17 protein-coding genes and 1 pseudogene are annotated in these 20771 nt (G+C 65.1%); 12 read left to right on the top strand and 6 right to left on the bottom strand.

Annotated features, from left to right (window positions below):
- Window positions 1-5: 5 nt before the first annotated feature.
- Window positions 6-1739: an L-arabinonate dehydratase gene (araD, locus tag KNW02_RS14565; RefSeq protein WP_216034009.1), complete on the bottom strand. Its 1734-nt coding sequence runs from the start codon at window positions 1737-1739 to the stop codon at window positions 6-8.
- A 299-nt stretch (window positions 1740-2038) separates the two neighbouring features.
- Here araD (KNW02_RS14565) and KNW02_RS14560 point away from each other — a divergent pair, with 299 nt between their 5' ends.
- The 5 genes from KNW02_RS14560 (at window position 2039) to KNW02_RS14540 (ending at window position 7478) form a co-directional block, all read left to right on the top strand.
- Window positions 2039-2917: a DMT family transporter gene (locus KNW02_RS14560; protein ID WP_252733903.1), complete on the top strand. Its 879-nt coding sequence runs from the start codon at window positions 2039-2041 to the stop codon at window positions 2915-2917.
- 145 nt (window positions 2918-3062) lie between these two features.
- Window positions 3063-3977 (top strand): ABC transporter permease, encoded by a 915-nt coding sequence (locus KNW02_RS14555; protein WP_216034008.1) that lies wholly within the window; start codon window positions 3063-3065, stop codon window positions 3975-3977.
- 3 nt (window positions 3978-3980) lie between these two features.
- Entirely contained in the window at window positions 3981-4907 is a 927-nt protein-coding gene (locus KNW02_RS14550; protein WP_216034007.1) for an ABC transporter permease, read from the top strand.
- Complete coding sequence (locus KNW02_RS14545; RefSeq protein WP_216034006.1) at window positions 4900-6534, top strand: ABC transporter ATP-binding protein; 1635 nt, start codon at window positions 4900-4902, stop codon at window positions 6532-6534. The genes KNW02_RS14550 and KNW02_RS14545 overlap by 8 nt, the downstream gene beginning before the upstream one ends.
- On the top strand, window positions 6531-7478 hold the full coding sequence (locus KNW02_RS14540) for a 2-hydroxyacid dehydrogenase (protein ID WP_216034005.1): 948 nt from the start codon (window positions 6531-6533) through the stop codon (window positions 7476-7478). Before KNW02_RS14545 ends, KNW02_RS14540 begins: the two co-directional genes overlap by 4 nt.
- Window positions 7479-7502: 24 nt before the next feature.
- Here KNW02_RS14540 and KNW02_RS14535 read toward each other — a convergent pair whose 3' ends face one another.
- Window positions 7503-8213 carry a GntR family transcriptional regulator gene (locus KNW02_RS14535; RefSeq protein WP_216034004.1) on the bottom strand — a complete coding sequence of 237 codons (711 nt, stop codon included), beginning with the start codon at window positions 8211-8213 and terminating at the stop codon, window positions 7503-7505.
- A gap of 241 nt (window positions 8214-8454) precedes the next feature.
- Here KNW02_RS14535 and KNW02_RS14530 point away from each other — a divergent pair, with 241 nt between their 5' ends.
- From KNW02_RS14530 to KNW02_RS14515, 4 genes are all read left to right on the top strand, one after another.
- The gene (locus tag KNW02_RS14530) at window positions 8455-9357 is read left to right on the top strand and encodes a 5-dehydro-4-deoxyglucarate dehydratase (RefSeq protein WP_216034032.1); all 903 of its coding nucleotides are present in this window, start codon (window positions 8455-8457) and stop codon (window positions 9355-9357) included.
- A gap of 107 nt (window positions 9358-9464) precedes the next feature.
- Entirely contained in the window at window positions 9465-10985 is a 1521-nt protein-coding gene (locus KNW02_RS14525) for an ABC transporter substrate-binding protein (protein WP_216034003.1), read from the top strand.
- Window positions 10986-11041: 56 nt separating this feature from the next.
- Complete coding sequence (locus tag KNW02_RS14520) at window positions 11042-12124, top strand: Ldh family oxidoreductase (protein ID WP_216034002.1); 1083 nt, start codon at window positions 11042-11044, stop codon at window positions 12122-12124.
- Window positions 12125-12266: 142 nt separating this feature from the next.
- Entirely contained in the window at window positions 12267-13346 is a 1080-nt protein-coding gene (locus KNW02_RS14515) for a DUF475 domain-containing protein (protein WP_252733900.1), read from the top strand.
- Window positions 13347-13508: 162 nt separating this feature from the next.
- Here KNW02_RS14515 and KNW02_RS14510 read toward each other — a convergent pair whose 3' ends face one another.
- The 4 genes from KNW02_RS14510 to KNW02_RS14495 all read right to left on the bottom strand — a co-directional run bounded on the left by KNW02_RS14510 (window position 13509) and on the right by KNW02_RS14495 (window position 17652).
- Window positions 13509-14489 (bottom strand): LacI family DNA-binding transcriptional regulator, encoded by a 981-nt coding sequence (locus tag KNW02_RS14510; RefSeq protein WP_216034001.1) that lies wholly within the window; start codon window positions 14487-14489, stop codon window positions 13509-13511.
- Window positions 14490-14594: 105 nt separating this feature from the next.
- Window positions 14595-16097 carry a tripartite tricarboxylate transporter permease gene (locus KNW02_RS14505; protein WP_216034000.1) on the bottom strand — a complete coding sequence of 501 codons (1503 nt, stop codon included), beginning with the start codon at window positions 16095-16097 and terminating at the stop codon, window positions 14595-14597.
- A 12-nt stretch (window positions 16098-16109) separates the two neighbouring features.
- Entirely contained in the window at window positions 16110-16529 is a 420-nt protein-coding gene (locus tag KNW02_RS14500) for a tripartite tricarboxylate transporter TctB family protein (RefSeq protein ID WP_216033999.1), read from the bottom strand.
- A 73-nt stretch (window positions 16530-16602) separates the two neighbouring features.
- A complete protein-coding gene (locus KNW02_RS14495) occupies window positions 16603-17652 on the bottom strand; it encodes a type 2 periplasmic-binding domain-containing protein (RefSeq protein WP_216033998.1) in 1050 nt (349 codons plus the stop codon).
- Between the two features lie 232 nt (window positions 17653-17884).
- Between KNW02_RS14495 and araD (KNW02_RS14490) the strand changes: the two genes are divergently transcribed.
- From araD (KNW02_RS14490) to KNW02_RS14480, 3 genes and pseudogenes are all read left to right on the top strand, one after another.
- A complete protein-coding gene (gene araD, locus KNW02_RS14490; protein ID WP_216033997.1) occupies window positions 17885-19627 on the top strand; it encodes an L-arabinonate dehydratase in 1743 nt (580 codons plus the stop codon).
- Window positions 19628-19638: 11 nt separating this feature from the next.
- On the top strand, window positions 19639-20538 hold the full coding sequence (locus KNW02_RS14485) for a dihydrodipicolinate synthase family protein (RefSeq protein WP_216033996.1): 900 nt from the start codon (window positions 19639-19641) through the stop codon (window positions 20536-20538).
- 13 nt (window positions 20539-20551) lie between these two features.
- Window positions 20552-20771, top strand: a pseudogene (locus KNW02_RS14480) (aldehyde dehydrogenase (NADP(+))); the annotation flags it as partial.

Here is a 20771-nt window from a genome sequence, read left to right as displayed (position 1 = left end):
ATGCCTCAGTTGATGACCGGCTCGTCCACCGGACGGCCGAATTCGGTTCTCAGGAAGTCGAAGTCGCAGCCCTTGTCGGCCTGCTCGATATGCTTGCTGAAAATGAAGCCGTAGCCGCGCCCATAGCGGGGTTCGGGCGGGGTCCAGGCCGCGCGGCGGGCGGCCAGTTCATCCTCGCCGACCAGCATGTTCAGGCTGCGGTTCGGAATGTCGAGTTCGACCATGTCGCCGGTCTTCAGCAGTGCCAGCGGGCCACCAACGAAAGCCTCGGGCGCGACATGCAGGACGCAGGCGCCGAAGCTGGTGCCCGACATGCGCGCGTCCGAGATCCGCACCATGTCGCGCAGGCCCAGCTTCAGCAGCGCCTTGGGCATCGGGATCATGCCCCATTCAGGCATTCCCGGCCCACCCTGCGGCCCGGCATTGCGCAGGACCAGCACCGTGTCGGGTGTCAGCGGATAATCGGGATCGTCGATGATCCTCTTCATCTCGGGATAGCTGTCCGCCACCAGCGCCGGGCCGGTGTGGCGGTGGAATTTCGGATCGCAGGCCGCCGGCTTGATGACCGCGCCGTCGGGGCACAGATTGCCTTTCAGCACCGCCAGCGAGCCCTCGTGATAGACGGGGTTGGACAGAGGCCGGATGACATCCTCGTTCCAGATCTTCACATCCTCCAGCCCCTCGACCAGGGGACGGCCGCTGACGGTGATCGCGTTCGGGTCCAGCTTGTCGCCAAGCTGCTTCATCAGCGCCCGCAACCCGCCGGCATAGTAGAAATCCTCCATCAGGTAGGTCGTGCCCGAGGGGCGGATATTGGCGATCACCGGCGTCGTGCGGCCGATGCGGTCCAGATCGTCCAGTTCCAGCGGCACCCCGGCGCGGCGGGCCATGGCGATGACATGGACGATCGCATTGGTGGAACAGCCGGTCGCCATCGCCACGGTCACGGCGTTGCGCACGGCGGCGGGCGTGATGATCCTGGCGGGGGTCAGGTCCTCCCAGACCATCTCGACCGCGCGGCGGCCGCATTGGGTGGACATCCGCTGATGGTTCGCATCCGCGGCCGGGATCGACGAGGCGCCGGGCAGCGTCAGCCCCATCGCCTCGGCAATCGCCGTCATGGTCGAGGCCGTGCCCATGGTCATGCAATGGCCATAGCTGCGGGCGATGCCGCCCTCGATGCCCTGCCATTCCTCTTTCGAGATGGTGCCGGCGCGGCGCTCATCCCAGTATTTGAACCCGTCCGTGCCCGAACCCAGATACTTGCCGGCATAGTTGCCGCGCAGCATCGGCCCGGCAGGCAGATAGACAAAGGGCAGGCCCATGCTGACCGCGCCCATGACCAGCGCCGGCGTGGTCTTGTCGCAACCGCCCATCAGCACCGCACCATCGACCGGATGCGAGCGCAACAGTTCTTCGGTCTCCATCGCCAGCATGTTGCGATAGAGCATGGTCGTCGGCTTGACGAAGTTCTCGGAGAGCGACAGCGCCGGCAGTTCCATGGGAAAACCCCCGGCCTGCAGGATGCCGCGTTTCACCCACTCGACCCGGTCCTTGAAATGCATGTGGCAGGGCTGGGCATCCGACCAGGTATTGATGATCGCGATGATCGGCCGGCCTTCCCAGTCGGCGGGGTCATAGCCCATCTGCATGGTGCGCGAGCGGTGGCCGAAACTGCGCTGGTCATCCGGGACCATCCAGCGGGCCGAGCGAAGTTGATCATAGGTCTTGCGTGTCATGGCAACCGTCCGATGAAGGCAGAGGAAAGCGGCGCAGCCGAGTCCGGGGCATGAAAGGCAAGTCTGGTGTCCATGCTCCCCCCGAAGAATCGCGGCGTATGCCCGCTTGACTTGCACATACACTAATATATTAGATGACATTGTCAACGGAAGAATTTCTGCTGAGGTGAACTCGTGCTATCGGCTGGGCGGAAAACGATGCTGATCTCCGGGGCCTTCGATCCGGCGTCAAACCTTGCAGTCCGCGATTGCGGGCTGCGGGACGGGTCTCGGGCGCCGGCATCGCCCGGTATGCGGCCATGATCCCGGGCAGCCGCCCGGGTCTGGCCGTCGCCCTGATGCTGGCCGCCGCGCTGCTGAGCGGGGTTGATGCGGTCATCGTGCGGCTGCTGGCGGGCGAGGTTCATCCTTTGCTTATCGGGTTCTTCCGGGCAGGTTTCGGCCTTCTGGCCGTGCTGCCCTGGATCGTGACCCGCGTGGATCTGCGCGCGTCGCCCTATCGCTGGCTGCACGCCGTCCGCGCCGGACTGAAGCTGGCCGCGCTGGTTTCGCTGTTCGTGGCCTTCGCCCACGCGCCCTTGGCCGACGCCACGGCGATCAGCTTTACCATGCCGATCTTTCTGACCCTCGGCGCCTGGCTGGTTCTGGGCGAGCGCGTCGGCGCAGGCCGTGGCCTTGGTGTCTTGGCGGGCTTCGGCGGTATCCTTGTGATCATTCGCCCCGGCGCATCCTCATTCGATCCATGGCTGCTGTTCGCCCTCGCCTCGGCGGTTCTGACCGCCGCGATCCAACTGATCCTGCGCCGCATGGCGCAACGCGACACGACCGACAGGCTGGTCGCCTGGAACCTGCTAACCATGGTGCCGCTGGGCCTGCTGGCCGCGCTGCCGGTCTGGACGACGCCAACGCCGCAGCAATTCGCGCTCCTGGCCCTGCAGGGCGGGCTTGGCGCCCTCAACATGACGTTGATCACGCGCGCCTTCGCACTGGCCGATGCCTCGTTCCTCGCACCGCTGGACTTTCTGCGGCTGCCGGTCATCGCCGCGCTGGCCTTCGCCTTCTTCGGCGAAATCCCGCCACTGTCGACATGGATCGGCGCGGCGGTGATCTTTGCAACCGCCCTGATGGTCGCCGGCGGCCAGCGATTGCGGCGCAGGCCGCCGGATATCGGCCCTTGATCGCCCAGATCAAAAAAAAACCAGTTCACAAAAATCTTAGATATACTAATATATCAACTAAGCCACGATGATTCGACTGCAAGCAAGGCCGTCGCCCAGCACTTGCGCCGCGCGCCGCCTTTGACACCCAGAGGGAGGGGGTGGCATGAGCAAATTCATCGGAAAACGGGCCTTGGCGAGCGCTGTCTCGCTGATCGGCCTCGTGATCCTCGTATTCTTCCTGTCCCGGCTGACCGGCGACCCGACCGACCTGTATCTGCCGCTGGACGCCTCGGTCGAGGCGCGCGAACAGTTCCGCGAAATGCACGGCTTCAACGATCCGCTGATCGTCCAGTTCGGCCGCTATGTCGGCGATCTAGTGCAGGGCGATTTCGGCGAATCGATCCGGCAGGCCCGCCCGGCAATGCAGGTGGTGCTGGAGGCCTTCACCTGGACCCTGGCGCTGGCGGTCATCACCATGACCTTCGTGACCATCGCCGCCATCGTCGTCGGTTCGCTGGCCGCCTTCCGGGCGGGCGGCATCTTCGACCGCCTGGCCACCTTTTTCTCGCTGATCGGGGCCTCGGCGCCGGATTTCTGGATCGCAATCGTCGCCATCGTGATCTTTTCGGTCAACCTGCAATGGCTGCCGACATCGGGCACCGGCAGCGCCGCACACTGGGTTCTGCCGGTCGCGGTGCTGTTCATCCGGCCCTTCGGCCTGATCGTGCAGGTCGTGCGCGGCTCGATGATCAACGTCCTGTCTTCGGCCTATGTAAAGACCGCCCGCGCCAAGGGCGTGCGCACGCTGCCGATCATCTTCGTGCACGGGCTGCGCAATGCCATGCTGCCGGTCATCACCGTGATCGGCGATCAGGCCGCCGCCATCCTGAACGGCGCCGTCGTGGTCGAGACCATCTTTGGCTTTCCGGGCATCGGCAAGCTGATGATCGATTCGATCCTGCTGCGCGATTTCTCGGTGGTGCTGGCCGCGATCATGATTTCGGCCCTCGCCATCTTCCTCATGAACCTGCTGATCGACATCGCCTATGCGCTGCTCGATCCCCGAATCCGGTATTGAGCGATGTCAGCAACAAATACACAGACCTCCGACGCCGCCAAGCCAAAGGGCCTCGTCGCGCAATGGTTCGCGCTGCTCTGGGCGGACAAGTTCGCCTTCTTCGCGGCGCTGTTCCTGCTGATTGCGGTGCTTTGCGCGATCTTCGGGCCGCTGCTGTTCGAGACGCTGGCCACCAAACAGAACCTGCGCGGACGCAACGCGCCGCCGTTTGACCTGTCGCGCGGCTGGGCCTTCATCCTCGGGGCAGACGCCCTGGGCCGGCCGCTTCTGGCGCGAATCGTCGTCGCGGCGCGCAACACGCTGCTGGTCGCGGGCGCGGCGGTGGTCGCCTCGGCCGTGATCGGCACCACCCTGGGGCTGATCGCCGGTTACAGCCGCAAGCGGGCGGCGCAATGGATCATGCGGCTGGGGGACGTGATCATGTCCTTCCCCTCGCTGCTGCTGGCGGTGATCGTGCTCTACATGCTCGAGCCCTCGATCGCCAATATCGTGCTGGTTCTGGCCATCACCCGCATCCCGATCTACCTGCGCACCGCGCGAGCCGAGGTGCTGGAGGTGCGCGAGCGGATGTTCGTGCAGGCCGCCAAGGTCATGGGCGCCTCGGACATGCGGATCATCTTTCGCCATATCCTGCCGGTGATCCTGCCCACGCTGGTCACCATCGCCACGCTGGATTTCGCCTTCGTGATGCTGGCGGAATCGGCGCTGTCCTTCCTCGGGATCGGCATTCAGGCGCCCGAGATCACCTGGGGCCTGATGGTCTCGCAGGGGCGGCCCTACCTGACCAACGCATGGTGGCTGTCCTTCTGGCCGGGCCTTGCCATCATTCTGACGACACTGTCGTTGAACCTTCTGTCGAACTGGATGCGCATCGCGCTGGATCCGACGCAACGCTGGCGCCTTGAAATGGGAGGGCGGAAGAATGGCTGACCATCTGCTTGAGGTCCGCGACCTGTCGGTCGAATTCCACACCGCGGCGGGCACGGTGAAGGCGGTCCAGAATGTCAACTGGTATCTGGACCGAGGTGAAACCCTGGCTATCCTCGGCGAAAGCGGATCGGGCAAGTCGGTTTCCGCCTCGGCGGTGATGAACCTGATCGACATGCCGCCCGGCAAGATCACCAGCGGCGCGATCCTGTTGAACGGCAAGGACATGCTGAAGATGAGCGCCGAGGAACGGCGCGCCATCAACGGCGCAAAGATCGCGATGATCTTTCAGGATCCGCTGGCCCATCTGAATCCGGTCTTTACCGTCGGCTGGCAGATCGCCGAGATGATGACGACCCATGGCCGGCCCAGGGACAAGGCCGCCGCCCGCGCGCGCGACCTGCTGCACCGGGTCGGCCTTCCCGAGCCAGATCTGGCGTTCGGCAAATACCCGCATCAGTTCTCGGGCGGGCAGCGGCAACGCCTGATGATCGCCATGGCGCTGGCCTGCAAGCCCGACATCCTGATCGCGGACGAGCCGACGACCGCGCTGGACGTCACCGTGCAGGCGCAGGTGCTGGCGCTACTTGAGGAATTGCAGCAGGAAACCGGCATGGGCCTGCTGCTGATCACGCACGATCTTGGCGTCGTGGCCGAGATCGCCGACCGGGTGGTGGTGATGAATGGTGGCCAGATCGTCGAGACCGGCAACGCCTCCGAGGTCTATCACAACCCGCAGCATCCCTATACGAAAAAGCTGATCGCGGCGGCGCCCGGTTCGGGCGAGATGCCCGAGGAAAGCGACCGGCGCGGCGAGCCGTTGCTGCGCGCGACCGATCTGCACAAGTATTACAGCGCCTTCCACGCGCTGAAGGGTGTCGATCTGACCATCATGCCCGGCGAGACGGTGGCGGTCGTGGGCGAAAGCGGATCGGGAAAATCGACGCTTGCCCGCGCGATCCTGCGGCTGGACGATCCCAGTTCCGGGCAGATCCACTATCGCGGCAAGGACCTGATGACCCTTGGCCCGCGCGAGCTGTTCGGCCTGCGCCGCGATCTGCAGATGGTCTTTCAGGACCCGACGCAAAGCCTCAACCCGCGGATGACGGTGTTCCAGCTGATCTCCGAGGCCTGGGCGATCCATCCCGAGATCCTGCCCCGCAAGCAGTGGAGGGATCGGGTCGCCGAATTGCTGACCAAGGTCGGGCTGAAGCCGGAAATGGCCGTGCGCTATCCGCATCAGTTCTCGGGCGGGCAGCGGCAGCGGATCGCAATAGCGCGCGCGCTGGCGATGGAGCCGAAGCTGATCGTCTGCGACGAGGCGGTGTCGGCACTGGATGTCTCGATCCAGGCGCAGGTGATCGAATTGCTGGCCGGGCTGCGCCGGGAAATGGGCCTGTCCTATCTGTTCATCGCCCATGACCTGCCGGTGGTCCGCGATTTCGCCGACCGGGTGATCGTGATGAAATCCGGCGAGATCGTCGAGGAAGGCCCGGTGCGCCAGATATTCGAGGCCCCGCGCAAGGATTATACCCGCGCGCTGCTGGCCGCGAGCCTTGACCCGGACCCCGAAATACAGGCGGCCCGGCGCACGGCCCGGATGGAACTTGAAATGGCGGTATCTGCATGAAACCCGATGTCCTTGTCGCCTATCCGCTGCGCCCCCGGCACATGGAGATTCTGGCGGATACCTATCGCCTGCACCGGCTGGACCTGACCAAGGGCAGCGAGCGCGAGGCGCTGCTGGACAAGGCCGGACCCCTGTGCAGCGCCATGGTGGTGAACGGCCATGTGACGGTTGACGCGGCGCTGCTGGACCGGCTGCCGGCGCTGAAGCTTGCGGCATGTTCCTCGGCCGGGTTCGACCTGATGGACCTGCCCGAGATGACCCGGCGCGGCATCCGGCTGACCAACACCTCGGATGCGCTGGTCGATGATGTGGCGGATATGGCACTGCTGTTGATGCTGGCCGCGCGGCGACGGCTGGTGCAGGGCGACGCCTATGTCCGCTCGGGGGAATGGGGGCGCAAGGGCATGATGCCGCTGACCACCTCGACCTCGGGGAAACGTGCCGGGATCGTGGGCCTTGGCAATATCGGCCGCGCCGTCGCCCGGCGCTGCCAGGCGGTCGGGCTGGAGGTCGGCTATTTCGGGCGGCGCCCCAAACCCGATACCGATCTTCCCTTCTTTGCCGATCTGACAAAGCTGGCCGCCTGGGCCGATGTGCTACTGGTCACGACGCCCGGCGGCGCCGAGACCGAGGGGCTGATCTCGGCCCCGGTGCTGGATGCGCTTGGCCCGCAGGGCAGCCTGATCAATATCGCGCGCGGCACGGTGGTCGATGAGCCCGCCCTGATCCGCGCGCTGCAAGAGGGGCGCATCGCCTCGGCCGGGCTTGATGTCTATCTGAACGAGCCCAATCCCGCGCCGGCGCTTGTCCAGCTGGACAATGTGGTGCTGTATCCCCACCACGCCAGCGGAACCGAGGAAACCCGCGACCGCATGGCACAGATGACGCTGGACAATCTGGCGGCCTTTTTCGCCGGAAAGCCGCTGCTGACGCCGGTGAACTGAAATGGGGGGCCGAGGCCCCCCTTTTCACGCGAAATAGTCGGGAAATTCCTTTTGCAGCTCGCCGATTTTCGTGATCGTGCGGCTCAGGTGATCGCGGATCGCCGCGACCGCGCGATCTTCGTCCCGGGCGTCGATGGCGTCGATGATGGCGTTATGCGCGCCCAGAACGTCCAGAACCTTGCCCATTTCGGGCAGATGCAGCCGTCGGATCCGCTCAAGATGGCCCGAACGCTCGCGCAGAAGCTGATACAGGCCGGTGCGGTCCAGTGCGGCGAACAGGGTCCGGTGAAACAGTTCGTCCAGTTCCTGGAACAGCGCCATCTGGCTGCGATCCTCGGCGATGGCTTCCTGCATCTTCACGATCGAGCGCGCGCGGGTCACGGTCTGGTCGTCGCGTTCGCTCGCCAGCCGCCGGCACACCTCGGTTTCCAGCGCCACGCGCAGGAAATGCGCCTCGTGGATCTGCGGGATGTCGATGCGGGTCACGACGGTCTTGGACTGCGGATAGATCCGCACGAGGTTTTCCTGCTTCAGCAGTTGCAGCGCCTCGCGGATCGGGGTCTGGCTGACCTCGTAAGTGTCGGTCAGTTCGGCGCGCGACAATGTGGTGTCGGGCAGCAGTTCCAGCCCGATGATCCGCCTGCGCAGATCCTGATAGACCGTCTGTACCGTTCCGCCCGCCGCCGCATTGCCGGGAACGGACAGACCGAACGTCATCGCCAGATTGCTGTTCATATGCTCTCGCCTCCGGGTTTCTACATAACCGTGCCGCCCCTCCGGCACAATAATATGAATCAGCTATTGATACATTTGTTATACTAACATATCAGTAACGGAGCAAACAGTCACTGATTCTGTCTTTGGGAGGAGAGGATGGAATGCCGCGACCGTATCGGGCTTGCAGCTTTCGCGTTCACCCGCCCTGCCGCGTCGGCGGCGCTGCCCCCTGCAACCCGAAAACTCAGGTAAGCCCATGATTGCCCCGAACGAACTGCGCGAAATCATCCGCGAAGGCCTGCTGTCCTTCCCGGTCACCCCCTTCGACGGCGAGGATCGCTTTGCCAGCAGACCCTTCGCGGCGCATCTGGAATGGCTGTCGGCCTACCCGGTCGCCGGCCTGATCGTGGCGGGCGGCACGGGAGAGCTGTTCTCGCTGACGCCTGCGGAGGTGGTCGAGGTGGTGCGGACCGCCCGGCAGGCCGCGACCGGGGGGCCGGTGATCGCGGGCTGCGGCTATGGCACCCGGATCGCCTGCGACATGGCGCGCGAGATCGAGGCGGCCGGCGGCGATGGCATCCTGCTGCTGCCGCATTACCTGACCGAGGCGCCCGCCGAGGGCATCGCCACCCGCATCCGGGCGGTCTGCAAGGCGACCAGCATGGGCGTGATCGTCTATAACCGCGGACAGGCGCGTGTCACCGCCGAGCAGCTTGCGCAGCTGGCCGATGAATGCCCGAACCTGATCGGGTTCAAGGACGGGACCGGCGATATCGACACGGTGCGCCGCGTCACCGTGATGCTGGGCGACAGGCTGTCCTATATCGGCGGGATGCCGACGCATGAACTGTTCGCCCAGGCCTATCGCGGCGCCGGAATGCCGACCTATTCCTCGGCCGTGTTCAACTTCGTGCCCGAGGTCGCCCTGAAGTTCCACGGCGCCTTCCAGAAGGGCGACGACGCCACCTGCGAACAGATGCTGCGCGATTTCTATTACCCCTTCGCCAGGATCCGCGACCGCAAGGCCGGCTATGCCGTGTCCGCGGTCAAGGCGGGTGTGCGGCTGCGCGGCTTCGAGGCCGGCCCGGTCCGCGCCCCGCTGACCGATCTGAGCGAGGAAGAAATGGACATGATGCAGAAGCTGATCGACTCGACGAAATGACCAGCGATCCCTGCGCCGCGGCGGGACAGGATCGGCCGCGGCGCATCGAGACTTCATCGACCACCTGAAAATCCGCGCCTCTGGCGCCCGAGGGGAGGAGACCCGACATGAGACTGAAGACAGCAGCAGCCTGCCTGACCACCACCATCCTTGCCGCCGCCGGCGTTCCGGCGCTGGCACAGGACGCAAGCCGCGATGTGACCATCGTTCTGGCCGAGACCGTCGATGTGGTCGAGCCCTGCATGGCCGCGCGGCAGGACGTGGGCCGCGTCATCTCGGAGAACGTCAACGAGATGCTGATCGAATTCGACTATGTGAATGGCGGGCTGAAGCCGCGCCTTGCCACCGAATGGTCGCAGATCGACGAGGATACCTGGGAATTCAAGCTGCGTCCGGGCGTGAAATGGCATGACGGCAGCGCCTTCACCGCCAAGGACGTGAAGTTCACCATCGAGCGCAACAAGAACCCCGAATTCAGCTGCGAAACCGGCGGTAAGTATTTCGGCGGCATGGAATTCAGCTTCGAGATCCCCGACGACAACACCATCCGCATCACCACCAGCCCGGCGCAGCCGATCCTGCCCCTGCTGATGTCGGTGATGCCGGTCGAATCTGCCGCCGCGACCCCGGCGGACGAATTCACCCGCCAGCCGATCGGAACCGGACCCTATGTGTTCTCGGACTGGCAGGTCGGCCAGTCGATCACGCTGACCCGCAACTCCGATTACTGGGGCGAGCAGCCGCAGGTCGAGAAGGCGACCTATCTGTTCCGCTCGGACAGCGCCGTGGCCGCGGCCATGGTCGATACGGGCGAGGCCGACATCGTGCCCTCGATCGCGCTGCAGGACGCGACCAATCCGGAAACCGATTTCTCCTATCCGAACTCGGAAACCACCTCGCTGCGGATCGACACGCGCGCCGCGCCGCTGGACGACCGCCGGATCCGCGAGGCCATGAACCTGGCCATCGACCGCGAGGCGATGGTCGGCACGCTGTTCCCCGCCGATGCCCAGATCGCCACGCATCTCGTGGTGCCGACGACCATCGGCTACAATCCCGACGTGCCGGTCTGGCCCTATGATCCCGACCGGGCCCGCGAACTGGTCGAAGAGGCCGAGGCCGCCGGCGTTCCGGTCGATACCGAGATCCGCATCATCGGCCGCAACGGCCAGTATCCGAACGCCACCGAGACCATGGAGGCGATCATGGCCATGCTTCAGGATGTGGGCCTGAACGTGAAGCTGGACATGTTCGACGTGTCGGTGTGGAACAACTATTTCGTCTCGCCCTTCGTGGGCGATGCCGGGCCGACCCTGACCCAGTCGCAGCACGACAACGCCACCGGCGACCCGGTGTTCACCGCCTTCGTGAAATACGCCTCGACCGGCGCGCATTCCATGGTTCAGGACCCAAGCGTCGATGACCTGATCGCCCGCGCCACCGCCGCGACCGGCGACGACCGGACCAAGCTCTGGCAAGAGCTGTTCACCAAGGTGAATACCGAGATCGTGGCGGATATCCCGATGTTCCACATGGTCGGCTTTACCCGCGTCTCGCCGCGGCTGGCGTTCCAGCCGACCATCGCCACCAACTCGGAACTGCAGCTGTCGCAGATCGGCTTCAAGTAACCGATTGCCGCGCGCCGGCCCGACCGGCGCGCGGAACCCCATCAACGGAGATCGCCATGCCCCTGTTCGACCGCGCCGAACTGATCGAGTACGCAACCGCCCTGCTGACCAGCGCCGGAATGGAAGCCGACAAGGCCGCCACCACCGCCGGGATTCTCGTCGAGGGCGACCTGATCGGCCATGACACCCATGGCCTGCAGCTGATGCACTGGTATATCGAATCCCTCGAGGATGGCAGCCTGAACGGCAAGGGCAGCTATGAGGTCGTGGCCGACAAGGGTTCGGCCTTTGTCTGGGACGGGCGGCTGCTGCCGGGGGCGTGGCTTTTGTCTCGGGCGCTGGAACAGGCCGCCGAACGCGTGGCGCAGCACGGCATCGTCGCCGCCGCCATCCGCAACTGCCACCACACATGCGCTCTGTCGGCCTATATGCGCCCGCTGACGGAACGCGGGCTGATCGTCCAGATATCGACCTCGAACCCGGCGGCCGCGCGCGTGGCACCCTATGGCGGCACCAGACCGCTTCTGACGCCGAACCCGCTTGCCATGGGCTTTCCGACGACCGGCGACCCGATCATGATCGATGTGTCTTGTTCGATCACCACGACCACGATGACCCAGCTTATGGCGAAACGCGGCGAGAAATACCCCGAGGCCTGGGGCCTGACCGCAGCAGGCGAGCCGACCAACGACCCGCGCGAAATCACCGAACACGGCGGCACGATGATGCCGCTGGGCGGCGCGCTGAAGGGGCACAAGGGCTACGGCCTGGCGCTGATGGTCGACCTGCTGGGTCAGGGCCTGTCGGGCAAGGGCCGGGCGAATACCGCGCCGGGGCCGCTGGCGCAAAGCGCCTTCATTCAGGTGATGGACCCGGAATTCTTTGCCGGCCTTGGCAGTTTCACCGAACAGTCCGACTGGCTTGCCGATGCCTGCCGCAGCAACCCGCCCGCGCCATGGAACAACGGCCCGGTGCGTGTCCCCGGCGACAGCGCTTCGCGCAAGCGCCGCGCGGCGCTGCGGGATGGCGTTCCCATCAACGAGGCGCATTGGCAGAAGATGGGCGCACACGCGACCCGCCTCGGCGTGACGCCGCCGGTGCCGATTCAGGCGGAAATTTCTGCGCCGGCCGGGTCTTGAATTCCGCCCCGGCCTTCCCATCTGCGCGAGAGTTCGCGCTTTCGTGAACCCACCAAGTGGTGACCGGGCCCCTCTGGCGGACGTGGCGGTACGTTCGTGATGTCGGCACTGATCCTTGACCAGCCGCTGGGACTATTCTGACATGACAAACGGATCGCTGTCCGCGGCAGCCCCCGACCGTGGGATGCTGCATTACTTCAAATGGGCCTTCATCGTCACCGCCCTCGGGCTTGCGCTTGGCGCCGCCCTCGGCTGGCAGATGACCGGCACGGTCGGCGGCATGCTGACTATCTTCTTCATCTGCACCGTGCTGGCGGTGCTGGAGATCTCGCTCTCCTTCGACAACGCCATCGTCAATGCCAACAAGCTGAAGGACATGACCCCGGAATGGCAGCACCGCTTCCTGACCTGGGGGATCATCATCGCGGTCTTCGGCATGCGGATCGTCTTTCCGCTGCTGATCGTGGTGATCGCGGCGAAGATCGGGCCGTGGCAGGCGATGGTCCTGGCCGCGTCAAGGCCCGAGGAATACGCCCGGATCATGCATGACGCGCATCTGCCGATCGCGGCCTTCGGCGGCACCTTCCTAATGATGGTCGGCCTCAGCTTCTTCTTCGACCACGAAAAGGACGTGCACTGGGTGCAGTGGCTTGAGCGGAGGATGCAGAAATACGCCACCATCCGCGGCATCGAGGTCGCCATTGCGCTGATCACCGTGCTGATCTTCTCGCGCTTCCTCGACCCGACCGAATCCGAGGTGTTCTTCAGATCGGCCATCTGGGGCCTGCTGACCTTCCTGCTGGTCGAGGTCCTGGGCGGACTTCTGGACAGCAGCCAGGAGATGCTGCAGGCCGGCGCGAAGGGCGGTCTGGGCGCGTTCCTCTATCTCGAGGTGCTGGATGCGTCCTTCAGCTTCGACGGGGTGATCGGCGCCTTCGCACTGACCCAGAACCTGTTCGTCATCGCCATCGGCCTTGGGATCGGTGCGATGTATGTGCGATCGATGACCATCATGCTGGTCGAAAAGGGCACGCTGACCCAGTACCGCTTTCTGGAACACGGCGCCTTCTATGCCATCATCGCCCTGTCGCTGATCATGTTCCTGCAATCCTTCTTCCGCATCCCCGAGGTGATCACCGGATTGGGTGGCGCCGCCCTGATCGGCATATCGCTGTGGTCCTCGATCCGCTGGAACAGGGTCGCGGAACAAAGCCCCCAGTGATTGCAGCCACCTGCTGACGCCCATATCGGGGCCGTTGCGGTTGTTCCGCAATGGCCCCGTACTGTCGTGGCAAGGGAATGGGTGCGGCCGGCCCTGCCCCGCGTATCAACGCGCCGCCCATCTTCCAACCTGCCAGATAGATCCGCAGAAATGTCGTCCGGGTCAGGCCGAAGCGCGCTTGATGATCTCGAAGCCCACGTTGATCGTGCTGGTCTTCAGCGGGCGGTTTTCGAAACGGTCCAGCAGCGCCTTGGCGGCGGCCTTGCCCAGGGCGTCGCGGTCGATCCGCACGGTTGTCAGTGACGGGAAGGTGTGTTCGGCAAAGCTCTGGTCGCCGAAGCCGATCACCGCGATCTGGTCGGGTACGCGCAGGTTGCGGGCCATCGCCTCGGTCAGGATACCGTGGGCATACTGGTCCGAGCTGCAGAAGATCACGCCCGCCTCAAAACCCTTTTCCTCGATCAGCCTCCGCAGGGAATCGCGGCCTTGGCCCAGCGTTGCGGTGCCGGGCGGAAAGTCGATCGCGGGCAGCTCCTCGCCCGTGGCGGCGCGAAACCCCTCGACAAAGGCGTCCCGCCGGCGCTGCGCGCGCTGATCCCCCGCCGTCACGGTCGCCGCCCTGCGATAGCCGGCCCGGATGGCGAATTCCGCCGCCTCGGCCCCGGTCGCGGCATGCGAGAAGCCGACGCAGCAATCGATCGGCGTTTCGGTGATGTCCCAGACCTCGACCACCGGCGTGCCCGAGCCGATCAGCATCCGGCGCGCGGCAGCGCTGTGGTGGATGCCGGTCAGCAGCATGCCATCGGGCCGGCGGGCCAGATGGGTTTCGATCATCTCCTGCTCGCGCTCGGGATCGAAGCCGGTTTCCGACAGCATGATCTGATAGCCATGCTCGCGCATGATGTCGGAAAAGCCGTGCAGCAGGCTGGAATAGACGATGTTGGTGATCGAGGGCACCAGCGCGGTGATCAGCCGGCTTCGGCGCGAGGCCAGCGCCCCGGCCAGCGCGTTGGGAACAAAGCCGGTGGCCTCGATCGCCTCGTGAATGCGGCGCAGCGTCTCGGGCGAGACTTTCGACGGATCGGACAGCGCGCGCGACACGGTGACCTGCGACACGCCCGCCATGCGCCCGACCGAGGCCATGGTGACAGCCCCCGTCCCTGTCGGGCGGGGGCGTTGCTTGCGGGCTTTGTCCGAACTGTTCATGCCCATCTTATGGCGGGGGGCGGCGGCGCGATGCAAGCCGCCTTACGCCGCCGCGCCCTGCCCCTGCGCCTTGCGCCGCGCCAGCATGGCCGACCCCACCACCGAGCCGATGATCAGCGCCCAGAGCAGCAGCGCGATCCAGCTTTTGGTGAAGAAGATCGACAGGGTGCCAAAGCTTTCCAGGCTCTTGACGAAGTAGATCTCGGCCGCCGGACCAAGGATGAAGCCGATGATGAAGGGCGCGATCTCAAGCTTCAGCTTGGGCGCCAGCCAGCCGACGATGCCGAAGATCAGCAATGTCCAGACATCGAACATGATGCCGTAATTGATCGTATAGGCGCCGATCACGCACATCATCAGGATGACCGGGAACAGGATGTGCTTGGGCACCGCCACCACCATGGCCAGCCAGCGGATGGCGAAATACATCAGCCCGAACATGACGAGATTGGCCAGCAGCATGGCAACGATCATCGAATCCCAGGTGCCGGGATTATTGCCGATGAACAGCGGGCCGACCTGAATGCCCTGCAGGGTGAAGGCCCCGATCAGCAGCGCCGTGGTCGAATCGCCCGGAATCCCCAGCGACAGAAGCGGCACCAGCGCGCCGCCGGTCAGTCCGTTATTGCCCGATTCCGAGGCGATGATCCCCGCCGGGTTTCCCTTGCCAAAGCTGTCGGGGTCCTTCGAGGCGGTCTTGGCCGCCGTATAGGACAGGATCGACGCGGCCGAGCCGCCGACGCCGGGCAGGATGCCGACAAAGGTGCCGATGGATGAGGACCGGACCAGGTTGACCACCTGACCCTTGAAGACCGACCAGCGAAAGCGCGAATGCTCGCCCACCTTGATGTCCTTCAGCGACTGGCCCTTGGGCATGCCGGCCTCGGCGCCTTCGAGGATGGTCGCGAGGCCGAACAGGCCGATCAGCACCGGCAGCAGCGAGAATCCACCCTCCAGCCAGTATTCGGTGCCGGGCGGGATCAGCCGGTATTGCCCGTTGCCGCCCTCGGTCACGTCATAGACCCCGATCAGGCTGACGAAGATGCCCAGGAAGCCGGAAAAGATGCCCAGCAGCATGTTGTCGGACAGTGCCGCCATCACGGTCAGCGCGAAGAGGATGATCAGGAACTTCTCGACATAGGAAAACTTGATGGCGAATTCGGCCAGCGCCGGCGCAAAGAGGAACAGCGCCGCAAGCGAGATCAGCCCGCCGACCAGCGACGAGATGATGCCGATGCGCAGCGCCTTCTCGCCCTCGCCCCGCTGGGCCATGGGATAGCCGTCGAAACAGGTGGTGATGGATGAGGGCGTCCCGGGAATGCCCAGAAGGATCGCTGGCACCAGCCCGCCCGAGATGCCGCCGACATAGAGGCCCAGAAGCAGCGCAAGGCCGTTGTCCAGCCCCAGCGAATAGGTCAGCGGCAGGCAGACCGCCACCGCCATGGTCGCGGTCATGCCGGGAATGGCGCCGAAGATGATGCCGACCAGCGTGCCCGAGAAGATCAGGAACAGATACATCGGCGTGAGGAATTGCAGGAAATCCATGCTCGCGGCTCCTTATGGCAGGGTCAGCGCGAAGACATAGGTGAACAGCCACCAGACCAGCGCGGGGCCGACCACCGCAACGATCAGCGCCGGCAGCAGGCTGCGGGCGTCGCGCTCATGCATGTAGAGAATGCTGATCAGCGCCACGAAGGGGATCGAGCAGATCAGGAAGCCCAGTCCGGTATTGGGCCAGAGATCGCCGACCGGAACCATCAGCAGGAAATAGATGACGGTCAGAATCAGGGTGCCGATGAAACGCGGCTTGTCCATCGCGCCGAAGGTCTGCGCCCACATGCGGCCGCTGTTCAGGATGGCCTGCCGATGGCTGACCGCGATAGCGGCCCCCAGCAACAGCAGGATGATGCCGATCAGTCTTGGAAAGATCAGGTGCGAGCGGTCGAAATCGACCGTCACCTGGAACAGATCTGCCATGGCTGCCTCCTCGCGTGTGAATGGCAAAGGGAAAGGATGCGGGGGGCCGCCGCAAGGGCAGCCCCGGCAGCGCCTATTGCGGCGCCTTCAGCGCCTCGATGATCGCGCCATAGGCGTCACGCTTGCCTTTCAGCAGCTCGGCACTTTCCGTCATCGGCAGGTAGGCCGGGATGAAGAACGCCTCGAGCATGCGCTTCTGGATATCGCCCTTCTGGTAGATGGCGGCGAGGGCGTCATCGACCGTCTGCATCTGCGCGGGGTCCATATCCTTGTTGTAGATCAGGAAAAACCGCTTGTCGAAAGTGAAGTCCTCGGTCTCGGTCAGCTTCACGCTGGTCTGGGGCGCGGCGTATTGCAGCATGTCCGCCCGGGTCAGGTTGCCGACGCCGGCTTCGGGACCCTGCTGCAGCACCTCGGGCGTAGCGGTGATCCACAGAAAGCGCATGGCCTTCTGGTCGTCATCGGGGAGCTGCGCGAATTGCTCATTGGCCTGGATCGAGCCGTTGATGATATCCGCGAGGCCGTCGAACATCGCCTGGTTCTTGTCCGACTGCGAGCCGGTATTGACCGGCACGATATTTTCCTCGGACCCGGCGGCATTCATCCGCGCCGCGTTGCGCAGGGCGGTGTAGCCGATCTCGGAGACGCCGCCGGGCTGGATCGCCACGCGCACGCGGGTGCCCTCGGCCGCGGCATTCAGGACATCATCCATGGTCTGGTAGGGCGAGTTCTTCGGCACCAGATAGGCATTGCCCGGATTGATGGTCAGCGACGGGCCGACGACATAGCCTTCGAACGGATCGGGATTGCCGGGAACGCCATAGAGGTTGGCCAGATAGGACTGGTCGTGATGCAGCATGATGGTCGTGCCGCGCTTGTCGCGGCCGACGGCCTTGAATGCCTCGGACGGGCCGACCGCATCGACCTTGATGTTGACGCCAAGCCGTTCGGACAGTGCCTCGGCCACGATCGCGGCGGCCTGATAGGTGTCGCCGCCCGTCGAGTTCGAGCCGATCACCAGACGCACGTTGCGCGGCAGGTCCTGCGCCGCGGCGGCCATCGGCTGGGCCAGGACCGCGGCGCTACAGGCGGCCGCCAGAATCGTTCTGCGGGTAAGTTTCATGTTCTTCCTCCCATTGGTCGCCGGGACGACCTCTGCGTTGGTGGCATCGGGCGGTTCAGCCCGCTAGCCGGCGTATGTATACGCATACATCAATAACCAGCACGATTCGCGTATCCCTGTCAAGTTTTCTGTATTGATTGGAAGTTGTTTCGTCCATGAAGAAAAACACCGTTGACAGAATCGAAATGTATGCGCATTCATAATGCCGAAGCCCGACCGAGGGAGGTTGACGATGGCCAGGGATGGAAGACTCACACCGGATCAGCTGCGCAGCGCCCGCTGGTTCGCGCCGGACGATCTGCGCAGCTTCGGCCATCGCTCGCGGATGATGCAGCTTGGCTATTCCGAGAAGGAATTCCTCGGCCGCCCGATCATCGGCATCCTGAACACCTGGTCCGAACTGAACTCCTGCCACGGCCATTTCCCCGAGCGCGTCAAGGACGTCAAACGCGGGGTCCTGCAGGCCGGCGGCTTCCCGGTCGAGATGCCGTCGCTGTCGGTGGACGAAAGCTTTACCAAGCCGACCTCGATGATCTATCGCAACATGCTGGCGATGGAGACCGAAGAGATGATCCGCTCGCATCCGCTGGACGGCGTGGTGCTGATGGGCGGCTGCGACAAGACCACGCCGGGGCTGGTGATGGGCGCGATCACGGCGGGCGTGCCGGCAATCTTCCTGCCCGCCGGGCCGATGCTGCGCGGCCATTACGCCGGCAAGATCCTCGGCTCGGGCTCGGATGCGTGGAAATACTGGGACGAACGCCGCGCCGGCAATATCACCGACGAGGAATGGCTGGGCATTCAGGGCGGCATCGCCCGGTCGGTCGGCACCTGCATGACCATGGGCACGGCCTCGACCATGACCTCGATCACCGAGGCCCTGGGCCTGTCGCTGCCGGGGGCCTCGTCGATCCCGGCCGCCGATTCCGGCCACCAGCGGCTGGGCAGCGATTGCGGCAGCCGCATCGTCGAGATGGTCTGGGAGGAACTGACCCCCGACCGGATCGTGACCGAATCCGCCGTGCGCAACGCCGCCATCGTCGCCATGGCCACCGGATGTTCGACCAATGCCGTGGTGCATCTGATCGCCATGGCGCGGCGCGCGGGCGTCGATCTGACGCTGGACGACCTCGACGCGCTTGGCCGCAACACGCCGATGATCTGCAATGTCCGCCCCTCCGGCAAGGATTACCTGATGGAAGATTTCTTCTATGCCGGGGGCCTGCGCGCGCTGATGGTGCAACTGGCCGAGCGGCTGGACCTGTCGGCACTGACCGTGACCGGCCGGACGCTGGGCGAGGGGATCGAGGGCGCGGTCGTCTATAATGACGACGTGATCCGGCCGCTGTCGAACCCGGTCTATCACGAAGGCTCGCTGGCGGTGCTGCGCGGCAACCTGTGCCCCGACGGCGCGGTGATCAAGCCCGCCGCCTGTGATCCGAAATACTGGACCCATGAAGGTCCGGCGCTGGTCTTTGACAGCTATGCCGAGATGAAGAAGGCCGTCGATGACGAGAATCTGGAGGTCACGCCCGATCACGTCATGGTGCTGCGCAATGCCGGCCCGCAGGGCGGTCCCGGCTTTCCCGAATGGGGTATGCTGCCGATCCCCAAGGCGCTGATCAAACAGGGCCATCGCGACATGCTGCGCATCTCGGACGCGCGCATGTCGGGCACGTCCTACGGCGCCTGCGTGCTGCATGTCGCGCCCGAAAGCTTCATCGGCGGGCCGCTGGCCCTGCTGCAGACCGGCGACACGGTGCGGCTGGACCTGCCCAACCGGCGGCTCGACATGCTGGTCGACGAGGCCGAGATCGAACGCCGCCGCGCCGCCTGGGTCGCGCCCGAACCCCGCTATCAGCGCGGCTATGGCTGGATGTTCGCGCGCCATGTCACCCAGGCCGACAAGGGTTGCGATTTCGATTATCTGCAACATGATTTCGGGCCCGCGGCGGGCGAGCCCGACATTTACTGAACGAGGACAAGATGGCTCTGACCCTTGACGAGGCCCTGACCGGCATCTCCGGAATCCTGGTCACTCCCTACGATGACAGGGGCGAGATCGCGCCCGACCGGCTGGCGCCGATCATCGACCACGCGCTGAAGGCCGGGCTGCACATGCCGGTGGTGAACGGCAATACCGGCGAATTCTATGCCCTGACCACCGACGAGGCCTGCACCATGGCCGAGGCGGTGACCGGCATGGTGGCCGGCCGCGCCCCGGTTCTGGCCGGGATCGGGCGCGGTGTCCGCGATGCCTGTCGCCTCGCCCGCGCCTCGGCCGATGCCGGGGCGACGGCGCTGATGATCCACCAGCCGCCAGACCCCTTTGTCGCGCCGCGCGGCATCGTCGATTACCTCAATGCGGTGGCCGATGCCTCGGGCGGGCTGCCGATGATGCTCTATCTGCGCAACGACGCGATCGGGACGCGGGCGATTGCCGACCTTTGCGCGGTGCCCGGCGTGCGCGGCGTCAAATGGGCGACCCCCAACCCGATGAAGCTGGCCGAGGCCAGGGAGGCCTGCGATCCCTCGATCGTCTGGGTCGGCGGTCTGGCCGAAGTCTGGGCGCCCACATTCTACGCCGTCGGCGCGCGCGGCTTCACCTCGGGGCTGATCAACCTCTGGCCCGAACGCTCGCTGGCGATCCACGCGGCGCTGGAAGGTGGCGATTACACCCGCGCCAATGCCCTGATCGCAGGCATGCGCGCCTTCGAGGATATCCGGGCCGAGGAAATGAACGGCACCAATGTCACCGGCGTCAAAGCCGCGCTGCAGGCGATGGGGCGCGATTGCGGCCCGACCCGCCCGCCCTCGGCCTGGCCGCTGACCGGGGCGCAGCAGCAGAAGCTGCAGGCGTTTCTGTCGTCGAACAACCTGATCTGAGCGAGGATTTCCCATGACCTTCACCCCTCATGGCAAGCATCTGATCGCGGGCGCGTGGGTCGGCGGCGGGGCGGTGTTCCGTTCCGAGCCGGCGCATGGCCCGGTGCATGAATTCTCGGTCGGCACGGTCGATCTGGTGAACCGCGCCTGCGAGGCGGCGGAAGACGCCTTCTGGAGCTATGGCTACCTGAGCCGCGAGGCCCGCGCCGCCTTCCTCGAGGCGATCGCCGACG

This window comes from Paracoccus marinaquae (assembly GCF_018860165.1).
Lineage (GTDB): Bacteria > Pseudomonadota > Alphaproteobacteria > Rhodobacterales > Rhodobacteraceae > Paracoccus > Paracoccus marinaquae.
Note: the sequence above shows the minus strand (reverse complement) of the source record. Positions and strands in the feature narration are given on the sequence as shown.